This is a genomic window from Rhodococcus sp. PvR099, assembly GCF_017833315.1.
Lineage (GTDB): Bacteria > Actinomycetota > Actinomycetes > Mycobacteriales > Mycobacteriaceae > Rhodococcus_G > Rhodococcus_G oryzae.
The window spans coordinates 270271-284467 of record NZ_JAFIBV010000001.1; the positions used below are offsets into that span (position 1 = coordinate 270271).

The 14197-nt window shown below is 70.7% G+C and carries 13 protein-coding genes; 3 read left to right on the forward strand and 10 right to left on the reverse strand.

Annotation, left to right across the window (positions count from 1 at the left end; genetic code table 11):
- The first annotated feature begins 59 nt into the window (after nucleotides 1-59).
- Complete coding sequence (locus JOE46_RS01375) at nucleotides 60-1862, forward strand: penicillin-binding transpeptidase domain-containing protein (protein WP_097212708.1); 1803 nt, start codon at nucleotides 60-62, stop codon at nucleotides 1860-1862.
- Nucleotides 1863-1872: 10 nt separating this feature from the next.
- Nucleotides 1873-2601 (forward strand): hypothetical protein, encoded by a 729-nt coding sequence (locus JOE46_RS01380; protein ID WP_209925985.1) that lies wholly within the window; start codon nucleotides 1873-1875, stop codon nucleotides 2599-2601.
- Between the two features lie 6 nt (nucleotides 2602-2607).
- On the opposite strand, the gene JOE46_RS01385 is transcribed toward JOE46_RS01380, so the two are convergent.
- The 4 genes from JOE46_RS01385 to JOE46_RS01400 all read right to left on the reverse strand — a co-directional run bounded on the left by JOE46_RS01385 (nucleotide 2608) and on the right by JOE46_RS01400 (nucleotide 6523).
- Nucleotides 2608-3306, reverse strand: coding sequence for a GNAT family N-acetyltransferase (locus tag JOE46_RS01385; protein ID WP_209925987.1), 699 nt, complete (start codon nucleotides 3304-3306; stop codon nucleotides 2608-2610).
- Between the two features lie 24 nt (nucleotides 3307-3330).
- Nucleotides 3331-4107 carry a transporter gene (locus JOE46_RS01390; RefSeq protein ID WP_097212711.1) on the reverse strand — a complete coding sequence of 259 codons (777 nt, stop codon included), beginning with the start codon at nucleotides 4105-4107 and terminating at the stop codon, nucleotides 3331-3333.
- An 85-nt stretch (nucleotides 4108-4192) separates the two neighbouring features.
- Nucleotides 4193-5554, reverse strand: a complete 1362-nt coding sequence (locus JOE46_RS01395; RefSeq protein WP_097212801.1) for an APC family permease — start codon at nucleotides 5552-5554, stop codon at nucleotides 4193-4195.
- Nucleotides 5555-5656: 102 nt separating this feature from the next.
- A complete protein-coding gene (locus JOE46_RS01400) occupies nucleotides 5657-6523 on the reverse strand; it encodes a LuxR C-terminal-related transcriptional regulator (RefSeq protein ID WP_097212712.1) in 867 nt (288 codons plus the stop codon).
- A gap of 101 nt (nucleotides 6524-6624) precedes the next feature.
- Here JOE46_RS01400 and JOE46_RS01405 point away from each other — a divergent pair, with 101 nt between their 5' ends.
- On the forward strand, nucleotides 6625-8253 hold the full coding sequence (locus tag JOE46_RS01405; RefSeq protein ID WP_209925989.1) for an AMP-binding protein: 1629 nt from the start codon (nucleotides 6625-6627) through the stop codon (nucleotides 8251-8253).
- Between the two features lie 69 nt (nucleotides 8254-8322).
- Here the strand turns inward: JOE46_RS01405 and JOE46_RS01410 are convergent, their stop codons facing one another.
- Genes JOE46_RS01410 through JOE46_RS01435 form a run of 6 tightly spaced genes read right to left on the reverse strand, consistent with a single transcriptional unit; the run spans nucleotide 8323 to nucleotide 14118 of the window.
- The gene (locus JOE46_RS01410; RefSeq protein WP_097212802.1) at nucleotides 8323-9108 is read right to left on the reverse strand and encodes an ABC transporter permease; all 786 of its coding nucleotides are present in this window, start codon (nucleotides 9106-9108) and stop codon (nucleotides 8323-8325) included.
- Nucleotides 9083-9988 carry a 2-aminoethylphosphonate ABC transporter permease subunit gene (locus tag JOE46_RS01415; RefSeq protein WP_097212714.1) on the reverse strand — a complete coding sequence of 302 codons (906 nt, stop codon included), beginning with the start codon at nucleotides 9986-9988 and terminating at the stop codon, nucleotides 9083-9085. Before JOE46_RS01415 ends, JOE46_RS01410 begins: the two co-directional genes overlap by 26 nt.
- Entirely contained in the window at nucleotides 9985-11190 is a 1206-nt protein-coding gene (locus JOE46_RS01420) for an ABC transporter ATP-binding protein (RefSeq protein WP_097212715.1), read from the reverse strand. The genes JOE46_RS01415 and JOE46_RS01420 overlap by 4 nt, the downstream gene beginning before the upstream one ends.
- 1 nt (nucleotide 11191) lies before the next feature.
- On the reverse strand, nucleotides 11192-12244 hold the full coding sequence (locus JOE46_RS01425; protein ID WP_209925991.1) for a 2-aminoethylphosphonate ABC transporter substrate-binding protein: 1053 nt from the start codon (nucleotides 12242-12244) through the stop codon (nucleotides 11192-11194).
- A 29-nt stretch (nucleotides 12245-12273) separates the two neighbouring features.
- Nucleotides 12274-12957, reverse strand: coding sequence for a phosphonatase-like hydrolase (locus JOE46_RS01430; RefSeq protein ID WP_209925993.1), 684 nt, complete (start codon nucleotides 12955-12957; stop codon nucleotides 12274-12276).
- Between the two features lie 33 nt (nucleotides 12958-12990).
- Nucleotides 12991-14118, reverse strand: coding sequence for a TIGR03364 family FAD-dependent oxidoreductase (locus tag JOE46_RS01435; RefSeq protein WP_209925995.1), 1128 nt, complete (start codon nucleotides 14116-14118; stop codon nucleotides 12991-12993).
- Between the last annotated feature and the right edge of the window lie 79 nt (nucleotides 14119-14197).

Genomic DNA, 14197 nt, shown 5'->3' on the forward strand with positions numbered 1-14197 from the left:
CGCGCACGGTGCGGGTGCCTTCCCGGTCTCGGCCGTGAGCCCACCTACGATGGCAGGCGATGATCTCCACCGCCGCACCCCGCATCCTCTCCTCGCTCGTCGTCACGGGCGCGCTCGTACTCGGCGCGGTCGCGTGCACCCCGAAGCCGGACGGCCCCGAACCGGCCGCGCAGGAGTTCCTCGACGCCGTCGCCGATCGGGACACCGAGCGGGCCGCCGCGCTGTCCGACCGGCCTGCGGACGCCCGCTCCGCGCTCGACGCCGCCTGGGAGGGGCTGCAGGCCGAATCCCTCACCGCGACGACCGATTCGGTCCGGGTGGACGGCGACACCGCGACCGTCGGCTACACCTACGAATGGCATCTGCCCAAGGACCGGGTGTGGACCTACACCGGCGACCTGCAGATGGGCAGGCGCAACGGCGAGTGGGCGGTCCGCTGGAACGCCACCGACCTGCACCCGAAGCTCGGCGACACCCAGACGATGACGCTGCGGGCCACCCCGGCGCCACGGGCCCGCGTCAACGAGCGGGCAGGCTCGGACGTGCTGGTGCCGGGCACCATCCAGCGGATCAAGTTCAACGCCAAGGAGTCCGCCAACCCCACCGCGGCCGCGACCGCGCTGGCGTCAGCGCTGGAGCCGTTCGACTCGACGCTCACCCCGCAGTCCATCGTGGAGTCGGCGACCTCGGTCAGCGGCGCCTATCTGGTGGCGAGCCTGCGGCAGGAGGACTACGACGCGGTTGCCGCCGCCCTGAGCGGGGTGTCCGGGGTCTCGGTCACCGAGGAGGCGGACCTGGTCTCCACCGATCGCGACTTCGCCCCCGACCTGATCGGTCAGGTCAAGAAGCGGGTCATCGACGAGGTGGACGGCAAGGCCGGCTGGAGCGTGGTCACCGTCAACAAGAACGGCGTGGACATCGATGTGCTCACCGAGACCAAACCCCAACCGGCGCCGTCTTTCTCCGTGAGCCTGGACCGGCCCATCCAGGTGGCCGCGCAGAACGCGGTCAACGCCAGGGCCGAGCAGGCGATGATGGTGGTGCTGCAGCCGTCCACCGGTGCGATCCTCGCGGTCGCGCAGAACAAGGCCGCCGACAGGGACGGCCCGGTCGCGACGACGGGCCTGTACCCGCCCGGCTCCACCTTCAAGATCGTCACCGCGGGCGCGGCGATCGACAACGGCCTCGCCCAGCCCGGTACCCCCGTCGGCTGCCCGGGACGGATCGTCATCGGGGAACGGTCGGTGCCCAACTACAACGAGTTCGCGTTGGGCACGGTGCCGATGAGCACCGCGTTCGCGCGCTCGTGCAACACCACCTTCGCCAAGCTGGCCAGCGAGATGGCGCCCGACGCCCTGACGGTGGCAGCCGCGCGCTACGGCATCGGGCCCGACTACGACGTGCCGGGCCTGCCGACGGATTCCGGATCCGTCCCGCCCGCACCGGAACTGGTGCAGCGCACCGAGGACGGTTTCGGCCAGGGCAAGGTCGTCGTGAGCACCTTCGGGATGGCGCTGGCGGCGGCGACGATCGCGAACGGGTCGACGCCCGTGCCGACGCTGATCTCGGGGGAGGAGACCAAGATCGAGGGCGCCCACCCACCGATCAGCCCGGAGATGGTCGAGGGCCTGCGCGGGATGATGCGCGACGTGGTCACCAGCGGTACCGCCACCCGGATCGCCGACCAGGGCGAGATCTACGGCAAGACCGGTGAGGCCGAGGTCGACGGCGGCTCGCACGCGTGGTTCGTCGGGTACCGCGGCGACATCGCGTTCGCGACGCTGGTGGTCAGGGGCGGCAGCTCCGACAACGCGGTGGCCGTGACCCGGGACATGTTCACGGCGTTGCCCGAGGGCTACTGAGGGGGCGATGATGCCCGCAGTCACCGACTTTCGTGCGCTCGCCAGGTCATCACCGTGGCGGTGGTCGACACTCGAGTTCGAGGTCGATCGCTCGGGGACGGTCGAGCATGCGTGGATCGCGCGGCCGGATCGGCTGCGGGTGGAATCGAAGGGCCAGGTCGCGCACATCCAGTCCGAGGCCCCGCCGTTCGGACGGGTGGGGTACTCGAGCAGCGGCATGGGCGTTCCCATCGCCCGAGTGTGGCCAACGGACGTAGATCCAACCTGTGGTGACAACGGGCTGGTATCGGAGCGGCCGGAGGACACCACCATCGACTACGACCCGCCGTTTCACTCCGACTACTTCTGGGTCGCCCTGCTCGACCCCGTCGAGTTGTCCGTCGGGGTCGAGATCGGCGATGTCCGCGAGGTCACCCACCACGGGCGCTCGGCCTGGGAGGCGCGGGTTCGGCCTACGCCCGACTACGAACCGCGCTGCGACTGTTGTGCCCTGCTCAGCGGCTCGGAATCGCTCGATCAGATGACCTGGGTTCCCAATGCGGACACGGTGATCCGCCTCGACGTGCAGACCGGGGTGTGCGTCTCCGTTCGGCACCTCGGTGAGTCGTGGTGCGGGCAGGAGGGGGAGGTGCGGATCCTTGCGGTGGACGAACCGATGGCCGACGAGTTGTTCCGGCGTCGGCGTGCCGGGCGGTGGCGGCGGCTTCTGCGCTCGCGGAAGGGATCCGGCCTGGCGTAGGCGGGGTCAGGCCGGCGACCCCGCCCGGTCGAGTCGCGCCGCGAGCCGGGCCCGCACGTCGGGCCAGTCCTCGGCGATGATCGAGAACAGGACGCTGTCCCGGACGGTGCCGTCCTCGCGCCGGAAACTGCGGCGCAGCGTCCCCTCGTAGGTGGCGCCGAGCCGGGCGATGGCCTGCTGGGAGCGGACGTTACGCACATCGGTCTTGAGCTGGACGCGCCCAACCCCCAGCTCCTCGAAGGCGTAACGCAGCAGGAGAGACTTCGCCTCGGGGTTGACGGCGCTGCTCCAGACGTCGGGGGTGTAGAGCGTCATCCCGATCTCGAGCCGGGCGTCACGAACCGCGACATCCAGATAGGAGCTGATGCCGATGACGGCGCCCGCGGGGAGTTCTCCGCACGGGCCGACCGTGCGTACGGTCCACGGCTGCCACTCCGGTTGCGTACACCGCTCGCGGAGGAAATCCGCGAACTGCTCGGGGTCCGACGGTCGCCAGGGCACGTGTGCCCAGACGCGGTCGTGGTCAAGGGCGCGGAACAGCTCGGGCGCGTCCGTGTCCGGGTCGAGCGGCGTCAGCCGGACCGACGTCCCGACGAGTTCGGTACCGGCCGGGACCGGCCACGTCATCGCCGGCCACCGCTGATCGGACGGTCGGGGGTCCTGGACCGGTTCGAAGCGAACGGGGTCGGCGATGCGGTGCGGCATCCGAGAAGTATCACCCGGACACGATCAGGCCGCGCGGTACACCTTGCACTCGCTGACGGTGTGGGTCTTGCGGTCCAGGTAGGCGAACAGCACCGCGTGCGCGCCGTCCACGGTCCCGGTGGCGGTGACCGCGTCGCCCGCGGCGATGACCTTGGTCAGGTCGGTGATCGCGTTGCCGCCGAGCATCTTCAGCGCCGGCGCGTCGCCGCGCTGCGCGGAGTCGATCAGTCGCCGGACCGCGTCCTTGCCCTTCTTGCCCACGCTCAGCGCGGCCTTGCCGAACGCGAGCGTGCCGCCGAGGCCCTGCAGGCGCAGCATCCGTGCGCTCATCGAGCCGGCGACCGTCAGCCGCTCGGGGCTGACGCCTGCGACCTGCGCGAACATCGGCGTCACCTCCCAGTGCGCGGCGATGCGGCGGATCCGCGGCTCGCCGTCGTCGAGGGTGGCCTCGTAGAGCAGGTGCATCGGCGCCCTGGCCACGACCCCGGCCGAGAGCCGGGTCTCGATGGTCACGTCGCGGACCACGTGCAGGCCGTCGACGATGTCCTCGTGCTCGATGTCGAAGCTGATGTCGTTGGGCGCGATGAAGGTGTCCCAGAACCGGGCCAGCGGGTCGCCGCCGCGTCGGCCCGACTTCCGGTCGTACAGGCCGCCCAGCACGGGGCGACCGCCGACCGGGTCCTCGATGATGTGCTGGCGCGCGAACAGGCCGAGCCACGCGGCCTTGTCGTGCACGGCGACCGCCGTGGGGGAGGAGCGCGCGAGGGCCAGCAGGTCGTCGGTGGACGGATTCGCGGACATGGCACCCCTGGGATCGGCGTCGGACGGTCGATCGGAGTATGCCAGGAAAGGTAGAACTTGTTCTAGATTCAGTCCTCGCGTCCGCTCAGTTCATCGGTCCGGGCGGCACGCCCTCCTCGCCGAGGAACTCGGGGTGCAGCTCGGCCTTCACGCCCAGTTTCTTGTTGGCCAGGTTGTTGACGAACCACAGCACCACGCCGATCGCCAGCAGCACGCCCGCGATCTTGTACTGCGCGGGATCGCGGTCGGTGAGCGGCGTGGCCAGGAACGCGCAGCTGATCGCGCCGATGATCGGCAGCACGGTCGGCGCGCGGAAGTGCTTGTGGTCCACGGTGTCCTTGCGCAGCACCAGGACGGCGATGTTCACGACGGTGAACACGCACAGCAGCAGCAGGGCGGTGGTGCCGCCGAGCTGGGGCACCTCGCCGACGATCGTGATCAGTCCAAGCGCCAGCAGCGTGGTGAACCCGATCGCGATGTACGGGGTCCGTCGGGTGCGGTGCACCCTACCGAGCTGCGGCGGCAGCACGTGCTGGCGGCTCATGCCGTACAGCAGTCGGCTCGCCATCAGCATGTTGATCAGCGCGGAGTTGGCGACCGCGAACATGGTGATGAACGCGAAGATCCCGATCGGGAAGCCCGGCGCGCCCGCCTGCACGACCTTGAGCAGCGGGGTGTCGCCCTCGCCGAGATCGTCTGCGGGGACAAGGGCGATCGCCGTGACCGACACCAGCACGTAGATGATGCCGGTCGAGACGAGGCCGATGAGCAGGACCTTGGGGAAGATCCGGCTGGGCTCCTTGCACTCCTCGGCCATGTTCACCGAGTCCTCGAAGCCGACCATCGCGTAGAAGGCGAGGGTGGTGGCCGCGATGACGCCGCCAAGAGCGGACCGGTCGCCGGTGTCGAAGGTCGCCGCCCGCGAGAAATCGCCCTCGCCGATGCCGAGCGCCCACATGCCGATGAAGATGATGATCAGCAGCCCGGACAGCTCGATGCAGGTCAGTAGCACGTTCAGCTTGACGGACTCGCCGACGCCCCGGAAGTTGACCGCCGCCACCGCGATCATGAAGACGATGCCGATCAGCGTGATCCCGATACCGGTCCGCACGTCCAGGTCGAAGGCCTCGGCGAAGTTGGCGGCGAACGCCCGCGAGGCGGTCGCGGCGGAGGTGATCCCGGAGCACATCACCGCGAACGTCACCATGAAGGTGAAGAACTGGATGCCGAAGGCCTTGTGGGTGTACAGCGCGGCGCCTGCGGCCTGGGGGTACTTGGTGACCAGTTCGAGGTAGCTGAACGCGGTGATCAGCGCGACCACGAAGGCGACCAGGAAGGGCAGCCACACCACGCCGCCGACATCGTTGGCCACCTGCCCGGTCAGGGCGTAGATACCGGTGCCGAGGATGTCGCCGACGATGAACAGCAGCAGCAACCACGGGCCCATCACCCGCTTGAGGGTCGGTTCGTCCTTCGATTCGTTCACGGCGGCTGGTGGTTTCGTCACTGCGCATCCCCTCGGTGAGGGCGGCCTGGCCGGCCGCGGTGCTTACGGAAGCAGACCCAACCTCCTGGCGGTGACCACCGCCTCGTGGCGCGAGTGGGCGTCGAGCTTGCCCATCGCGGCACGCAGATAGCTCTTGACCGTCTCGGGCTGGAGTGAGAGCCGATGCGCCACTTCGTTGTTGGTGCAGCCGAGGGCGATGTGGGCGAGCACGTCCAGTTCCCGGGGCGACAGCGTGACCGAGGCGTCACCGGTCTCTGTCTCGTCGTTGACCAGCGCAGCCAACTTGTCGGACACCGCGCGCAGCCGCCCTCGGAGCGGGCCCTCGGGCACCGATTGGGCGAGCCCGCGCAGTTCGGCATGGGCGTCGCGGATGCCCTCGGCCACCGCCCCGCTCGCGTTGCCCCGGTTGCTGTCGAGCACCCCGAGCATCTGCAGGCGGCGGTCCACCTCGTCGCGGATGGCGAGCTCGGTGCTGAGCCTGCGGCCCGCCTGCACCAGGATCTCGGCGGTGCGGTCGCCGATCGGCATGGATTCCCGGACCGCGGCGTAGAGCACCGCGCGCGAGGCGCCGTCGACAAGGACGGGGACCGCGAGCACCGAGCGGATGCCCTCGCCGAGGACCGGCCGGTCGTAGTGATGCGTGATCGACATCGCGCTGCCGTAGTCGGGGATCGAGACCGGCTGCCGCTGCAGGACCACCCGTCCACCCAGACCCGAGTTCGGCGGGATCACCAGGCCCTTGAGCCCGTTGGTCCTGGTCCCGAAGAACTCGGTCAGGTGCAACGTACTCGCGGAGACCTCGCCGCCGAACAGCACTGGCACGTTCGCCCGTGCCGCGACCGCGCGCAGTTCGGCGCGCAGGGCGTCGCCGTCGCGGGGCCGCAGCAGGGGTGGGGTGCGGGAGAGCATGGGCTACCCCTTTCCGGGGGTGGTGCGTGTTGTTTGTGAGCTAGATCATAGGGCCATGGAGGAGTTCGGCGTCTGCCGGACCGCTGTTGAAGGAGCAAACCATGGGCACCGATGCCACCTCGCGGGTGCGCGAGCTGCTGGAGCAGTACGACACGCCGCAGGCCTGCGCCGCGGACCTGCTGTGTGACCGGCACCCCGACACCGATGTCGCGTTCACGGTGATCGAGGGCGATCTGACCTCGCGCAACCTGAGCTACGGCGAGCTGCGGGCGGAATCGACCAAGTTCGCGGCCGCGCTGGCCGAGCTCGGCGTCGAGCCGGGCGACTGCGTGGCGACGTTGATGGGCAAGTCCGCGGAGCTGGTCATCGCGTTGCTCGGCATCTGGCGTCGCGGCGCTGTGCACGTGCCGCTGTTCACCGCGTTCGCGTCCCCGGCCATCGCGTTCAGGCTCGGCTCCAGCGGCGCCAAGTTCGTGGTGTCCGATCAGAACCAGCTCGCCAAGCTCGCGCCCGGCGAGGACATCCCGGCCGACGCGTCCTGGCGGGTCATCGTCGCGGCGGGGGAGCCCGAGTCCGCGGACCAGCTGCGATTCGACGACCTGCTCGCGGCGCACACCGCCGAGGACCCGGCAGGCGCCGCGGTCGCGGTCGGCGGCAACGGCCCGATGGTGCAGCTGTTCACCAGCGGCACCACCGGCACCCCCAAGGGCGTGCCGGTGCCGGTGCGCGCGCTGGCCTCGTTCCACGCCTATCAGGAGTTCGGCCTCGACGTCCGCAGCGACGACGTGTTCTGGAACGCCGCGGACCCCGGCTGGGCCTACGGGCTGTACTACGCGCTGCTGGGCCCGCTCGTGGCGGGCACCCGCAGCCTGCTGCTGCACTCGGGCTTCTCCGCGCCGCTCACCTGGCAGATCATCGAGAAGTTCGGTGTCACCAATTTCGCGGCCGCGCCGACCGTCTACCGCAGCCTGCGCGCCGACACCACGCCGGTGCCCGAGGGGCTGTCGCTGCGCCGCGCGTCCTCGGCGGGCGAGCCGCTCACCCCCGACGTCGTGGCCTGGTCCCAGAGCGCCCTCGGCGTCGAGGTGCGCGATCACTACGGGCAGACCGAGCACGGCATGTTCATCGTCAACGCGTGGGCGGACGGCCTGCGCGAGGACGTGCGGCCCGGCTCGATGGGCCGGCCGCTGCCGGGCTGGAGCTGCGCGGTGCTGCTCGACGAGGCGGACGAGATCGCGCCCGCCGGTACCCCCGGTCGCGTCGCCATCGACGCCGAGGCCAGCCCGCTGATGTGGTTCACCGGCTACGTCGACGCGCCCGAGAAGACCGCGCAGCGCTTCAGCGCGGACGGCCGCTGGTACATCACCGGCGACGCGGGCAAGACCGACGAGGACGGCCACTTCTTCTTCTCCTCGCGCGACGACGACGTGATCATCATGGCCGGCTACCGCATCGGGCCCTTCGACGTGGAGAGCGTCCTGGTGATGCACGAGCACGTGATCGAGGCGGCCGTGGTCGGCATGCCCGACGAGCTGCGCGGCGAGGTGCTCGAGGCCTTCGTGGTGCTCCGAGACGGCGCCCTGGGCACCGGCGAGCTCGAGGCCGAGCTGCAGACGCTGGTCAAGAAGAAGTTCGCCGCGCACGCCTACCCGCGGACCGTGCACTTCGTGCCGTCGCTGCCGAAGACCCCCAGCGGCAAGGTGCAGCGCTACCTCCTGCGCCAGAAGTAGGCGGCTCTGCCGCCCGTGCGTGGTTGACGAGTCCAGGGACTCGTCAACCACGCACGGGCGCGTCAGCGCCTATCGCCTGCGGATGCGCCCGACCACCAGCAGGGCGACCAGGGTGACGGCCATCAGCAGGGTGGTGTCGGCGGCCGCGAGGAACACCTGGCCGCGGTCGGTGAGACCGAAGATGGTCACCGGCAGCGTCTTCCAGGTGGCCGGGTAGACCATGATGGTCGCGCCGAGCTCACCCATCGACAGCGCGATCGCCAGGCCCGCGGCCGCGCCGAGCGCGGGCAGGAGCAGCGGCAGGGTGATCCGCAGCAGTACCCGCGTCGGTCCGGCGCCGAGCGACTCGGCGGCCTGGCGGTAGGCGGGGTCGAGCCGGTCCAGCGCGGCGGAGACCGAACTGAACGCAAACGCGAGCACCAGCACGGTGTGCGCGAGGATCACGATCCACTTGGTGCCGCCGAGCAGCAGCGGCTCGGCGTTGAACGCGATCAGCAGCCCGAGGCCGATCGCCACCGACGGCACCGCGATCGGCAGGTGGAAGACCGCGTCGGTGGTCTTGCGCAGCCAGACGGGCGCCTCGCGGGCCGCGAGCGCCGCCCAGGTGCCGACGAACAGCGCCAGCGCGCCCGCGATGAACGCGGTCTGCAGGCTGACCGTGAGGCTCGCCAGGTTCTCCTCGGAGAGGGCGGCGGAGAGGTTCTTCGGGCCGAGGTTCGACGGCAGCGGCCCGGTCCAGGCCCCGGCGAGGGCGGCGGCGACGACGGTGGCGATGGGGGCGACGAACACCACGACCACCACGACGCCGAAGAGGGCAAGGGTCAACGCCCTAGCGCGTGTGGTCCACAGCAGCACGGCGGCCTCCAAGCAGTCGGTTGAACAGGAATCGGTAGCCGCAGTACAGCGACAGCGACAGCACCACCTGGACGCTCGCGATCACCGCGGCGCCCGGCAGGTCGAAGGTCACGATGCCGCGGGTGTAGATCAGCACCGGCAGCGTCACGACGTCCTTGGCCCCGGTGAACAGCACGATGCCGAACTCGTTGAGCGTCAACAGCAGTACCAGCGAGCCGCCCGCCATCAGCGCGGGCCAGGACTCCGGCATCACGACGGTCCGCAGCACCCGCCACGGGGAGGCACCGAGGCTCGCCGCGACGTCGAGCTGTTCGCGGGGCATCTGGGTGAACGCGGCCAGCAGGGGCCGCACCACGAACGGGGTGAAGAAGGTGATCTCCGCGGCGATCACACCGAGCGGGGTGTTCAGGAAGTTCAGCGGCCCGCTGTCGGCGCCGGTGAGCTGGGCGATGAGGGCGTTGACCGCGCCCGCGGTTCCGTACAGGAACGTGAACGCCAGCGTGATGAGGAACGAGGGCAGCGACAGGATGGTGTCGATCAGTCGGCCGACCACCTTCGAGCCGGGGAATGGAACGAAGGCGAGTACCAGCGCGAGGAAGGTGCCCAGCGCCAGGCATCCGAGTGTGGACAACGCGGCGATCTCGATGGTGCGCCACAACGCGTTTCGGAACTGCGCGGACGCGAGCACCTCTGTCCAGGTGGACAGCCCTCTGCCGTCGTCGGTGACGGTGGACTCGGCCAACACCCGGGCCATCGGGTAGACGGCGAAGCCGAGCACCAGCAGCAGTGGCGGCAGCGCCCAGGCCACCGGCCGCCACCGGCTCCGCTCTGGCCGGACCGGCGGGGGATCGAGGTGGACCCGTCCGAGGACGGCGGTCATGACGCCGGCCCCGGTGCGGGGACGAGCACCGCGCCCTGGTCCGGGAAGCGAACGCCAACAGCGGTTCCGGCGGGCCGCTCGTCGTGCCCGGTCACGTCCACCTCGAGCAGGGCGTCGGGCAGGGCGGCGAGCGCGACGGTGAGCCTGGTGGTCGAGCCGCGCCAGACGCTCGCGGTGACCCGGCCGGGGAGCGCGCCGCGCTCGGTGGGCGAGGTGAGGGTGATCGCGTGCGGGCGCAGGCAGAGCAGGGCCCCGGCGTCGGACTCCCACTCGGTCGGGCTGATGTCCGGCAGTGGGGCGTGCGCGGTGACCGGCGTGCCGCCGACCGACACCAGGGCCGAGGTGCCGATCACCCGGGTCACGGTGCAGGGCAGCAGGTTCGCGCCGCCGAGGAAGGCCGCGGTGAAGCTGCTCGGCGGCCGCTTCCAGAGGTTCTCCGCGGTGTCGACGTCGACGAGCCGGGCGTCGCGCATCACGGCGATCCGGTCGGCGAGCGCCAGGGCCTCGCTCTGGTCGTGGGTCACGTAGAGCATCGCGGTGTCCGGCAGGGCCGCCCGCAGCTGCTGCAGCTCGGCCAGCATGCTCTGCCGGAGCTGGGCGTCGAGCGCGGCCAGCGGCTCGTCGAGCAGCAGGACCTTCGGTCGGATCGCAAGGGCGCGCGCGATGGCGACCCGCTGTTGCTGCCCGCCCGACAGTTCGCGGGGCAGTCGCTTGCCGAAGGCGGACATGCCCACCATCTCCAGCGCCTCGGCGACCCGCGTGCCGATTTCCGCGCGGGGCACCCGGTGCGAGCGCAGTCCGAAGGCGACGTTCTCCGAGACCCGCATGTGCGGGAACAGTGCATACGACTGCACGACCACCCCGATGCCGCGCTTGGCCGGCGGCAGGTCGGTGATGTCCCTGCCCGCCAGCCGGACCGAGCCCGAGACCGGCCGGGTGAAGCCGGCCAGTGCCTTGAGCGCGGTGGACTTGCCGGACCCGCTGGGCCCCAGGAGAGCCACGGTCTCCCCCGGGGACACCCGCAGGTTGAAATCGATCAACGCCCGGGTGGCGCTCGAGCCCCGCCCGTAGGCCACGTTGACGCGGTCGAAGGTGATGGCGGGCGCGGAGTAGTCGGTGGCCCCGAGGATTCCGGTGTCGGCGGTTCGCGTGGGAGCCGATCCGATCCTCGGCCGGGCCAGCCCGGTGTTGATCTTCCTCATGTCAGCTCCCGGTGGCCTTCTGGTAGGCCGCGACGTCGGCGTCGAGCTCGGTGATCACGGTGTTCCAGTTCGGGGTCCAGACGGTGACGCCGTTCAGCAGGCCCGCCGGGGTGGACTTGTCATTGACGTCGACGGTCGCGGACTCGCGCACGTCCTTGCGGACCGAGACGCCCAACGCGTCGGGTCCGACGGTCTGCTGCGCCTTCTCCGAGAGCAGGTACTCCATCAGCTTCTTGGCCTGCTCGGACTGCGGGGCGCCCTTGGCCAGTCCCATCACGTAGGGCAGCGCCACGGTGGTGCGGGCACCGTTCGCCTCGGCGGGGAAGAAGACGTTGAACTCGGAGCCGTCGTCCGCGATGGACGCGAGGTTCATCTGCACGTCGCCGTTCGCGACCAGCAGCTCACCGTTGCTGACCTTGGGCTGCAGCTTGCCGGTGGACGAGGACGGTCCGACGTTGTTGGCCTGCAACTTGTTCAGGTAGTCGAGCGCGCCTTCCTTGCCTTTGAGGTGCTGGAGCAGCAGCAGCACCGCGGTGCCGTCGCCTGCCTGGCCGGGGGTGGAGTACTGCAGCTTGCCCTTGAACTGCTCGCCGAGGAGGTCGTCCCAGGTCGCGGGGGCCGGGTTCGCGCCAGGGTTGGCGATGAAGTTGAGGTAGTTGTTGACGACCGGGACGTACTTGCCCGCCGGGTCCTTCTCCTCGGTGGGGACCGCGGAGGTGTCGATGCCGCTTGGCTGGAGCAGACCCTGCGCGTCGGCCTTCTGGATGAACGGCGGCAGCGTGACGACGATATCGGCCTGCGGGTTGGACTGCTCCTTCTCGACGCGGGAGACGACCTCGCCGGAGCCGGCCTCGACCAGGTTCACGGCGACGCCGGTCTCCTTGGTGAACTCGTCGAACCGGGCCTTGTACCAGTTGCTGAGGCCGTTGGCGCTGTAGACGGTGACGGTCTCGGTGTCGGAGCTCGCGGCGGTGCCGGTGCCACCGCAGGCGGTGGTCAAGGTGAGCAGGGTCGCGGCCAGGGCGGCTGCGGCCAGGCTGGGGCGGATGCGCATGACGGATTCCTAACTGTGGGTGAGGGGTGCTAGGGATTCAGGAGAAGCCGGGCGAACTCGCGCACCGAGGGCACGACGTGGGTGGCGCCCGCCGCGCGGAGCTGGTCCTCGTCGTGCGCGCCGGTGAGCGTGCCCGCGACGATGGACGCGCCCGAGCGCAGCCCGCTGGTCACGTCGTTGGACGTGTCGCCCAGCACGGCAACGCATTTCACGTCATCGACCCGCAGGCGCAGCAGCGCGGTGAGGATCAGGTCCGGGTAGGGCCGACCGCGGCCGGCCTCGGCGGGGGACAGGGTGAGGTCGGCGATGGTCTGCCAGCCGAGCGCGGAGAGCAGCTTGTCCTGCGTGCCGCGGCTGAACCCGGTGGTCAGTGCGACCTTGATCCCGGCCTCGCGCAGCGCGGTGATCGACTCCGCCGCACCGGGGATCGGCTCGGCGTTGCCCTCCTCGATCAGCCGGTCGTAGGCGGACTCGAAGGCGATGTTGGCGGCCTGGGCGCGGTCCTCGTCCCCGAACAGCGCGCGGAAGACGACGATCTTGGACTGACCCATGGTGTCGAGGACGTACCGGCGCGCGTCGTCGGCCTCGGCGCCCTCGGGGGGCAGGCCGGCGGCGTCGGCCGCCGCGGCGAAGGCCCGCAGCACCAGTCCGTCGTCGGAGACGGTGGTGCCGGCCATGTCGAGCACGGCGAGTTCGATGGGGGTGGCGGTCACGATTTCTCCTGGGGCGATGGATGAGTCGGTGATTCAGAGGCCGAGCTGGTCGGCGGTCTGTTCGGCGAGGGCGGGGCCGAGGGTCATGCCGCGACCGCCGGGGCCGGCCACCACCCAGACGTTGTCCGCGGGGCTGCCGCGGTGCACGAGCTCGCCGGGGTCGAGGCACTGGCTGTAGACGCCCGCCCAGCGCTTGACGATCGCGGGCAGCCTGCGGCCGAGCAGCTCCTCGACGACCCCGGTCAGGTGCTCGTACGGCGCCTCGTCGACGTCGAAGTCGAACGGCTCGTCGTACTCGTGGGTGTCGCCGATGGTCAGTCCGCCGTGCAGGCGCTGCACACAGAGCAACTGCATGCGGTGCGCCTCCGCGGTCGGGGACTGCGGCTGGACGGTTCTGAGGTTCTCGAGGGCGCCGCCCGCGAAACCCGGGTAGTACCGCAGGCTGTCGCCGTCGGCGATGGCCGTGGTCAGCTCCTCCCCGAGCGGGGCGGTCTGCATCATCTGCAGCCGGACCCGGCGCAGGGGCAGCTCCCCGGCCAGGTCCCTGGCCAGGCCGCCGAGCGTCGCGCCGGGGCAGACGATGGCCAGGTCGGCGCCGAACACGCGCCCGTGGTCGTCGCGGATGTGCACGCCTGCACCGTCGGAGGTCACCTCGCGGGCCTCGGTGTCTGCGTGGAAGGTGTAGCGGCCGCTCTCCTCGAGGTGGCGGCGGATCGCGGGCAGGGCCACGCGGGACTCGACGGCGCCGTCGCGGCCGCAGTGCAGCCCGGCGAGGAACTCTCCCCGGAGGGCGGGGTTGACGGCGAGCACCTGCTCGGGGTCGAGCAGCGCGAAGCCGCGGGCCTCGGCGTCGGGGCGGGCCATCGCCTCCTCGGCGACCGCGACCTCCGCGGGAGTGCGCAGCAGCGTCATCGAGCCGGCCGCGCGGAACCCGATCGCCGGGACGCGGGCGGCGAGGTCCTCCCACAGTCGGCGCGAGCGCAGGGCCGCGTCGAGCTCGTGTTCGGCGCGGCCGGAGACCCACACCAGGCCGAAGTTGCGCACGGTCGCGCCGCGGGCCTCGGTCTCGCGCTCGAGCTGGACCACGTCGTGTCCGCGGCGGATCGCCTCGTCGGCGTGGGCCGTGCCGAGGATGCCTCCGCCCACAATCAGAATTCGCATGGCGAGAGCATGCATTTTGGTCTAGACCATCTGGTGATGGTGGGGAGAACGCCGGATGAACAATTGGTATAGACCAATT

Coding starts and splice junctions, on each gene's coding strand:
- JOE46_RS01390 (WP_097212711.1), bottom strand. CDS start 4,107: ATGTCCGCGAATCCGTCCACCGACGACCTGCTGGCCCTCGCGCGCTCC.
- JOE46_RS01395 (WP_097212801.1), bottom strand. CDS start 5,554: ATGGGCCCGTGGTTGCTGCTGCTGTTCATCGTCGGCGACATCCTCGGC.
- JOE46_RS01415 (WP_097212714.1), bottom strand. CDS start 9,988: ATGACCGCCGTCCTCGGACGGGTCCACCTCGATCCCCCGCCGGTCCGG.
- JOE46_RS01435 (WP_209925995.1), bottom strand. CDS start 14,118: ATGCGAATTCTGATTGTGGGCGGAGGCATCCTCGGCACGGCCCACGCC.
- JOE46_RS01380 (WP_209925985.1), top strand. CDS start 1,873: ATGCCCGCAGTCACCGACTTTCGTGCGCTCGCCAGGTCATCACCGTGG.
- JOE46_RS01400 (WP_097212712.1), bottom strand. CDS start 6,523: ATGCTCTCCCGCACCCCACCCCTGCTGCGGCCCCGCGACGGCGACGCC.
- JOE46_RS01375 (WP_097212708.1), top strand. CDS start 60: ATGATCTCCACCGCCGCACCCCGCATCCTCTCCTCGCTCGTCGTCACG.
- JOE46_RS01425 (WP_209925991.1), bottom strand. CDS start 12,244: ATGCGCATCCGCCCCAGCCTGGCCGCAGCCGCCCTGGCCGCGACCCTG.
- JOE46_RS01405 (WP_209925989.1), top strand. CDS start 6,625: ATGGGCACCGATGCCACCTCGCGGGTGCGCGAGCTGCTGGAGCAGTAC.
- JOE46_RS01385 (WP_209925987.1), bottom strand. CDS start 3,306: ATGCCGCACCGCATCGCCGACCCCGTTCGCTTCGAACCGGTCCAGGAC.
- JOE46_RS01420 (WP_097212715.1), bottom strand. CDS start 11,190: ATGAGGAAGATCAACACCGGGCTGGCCCGGCCGAGGATCGGATCGGCT.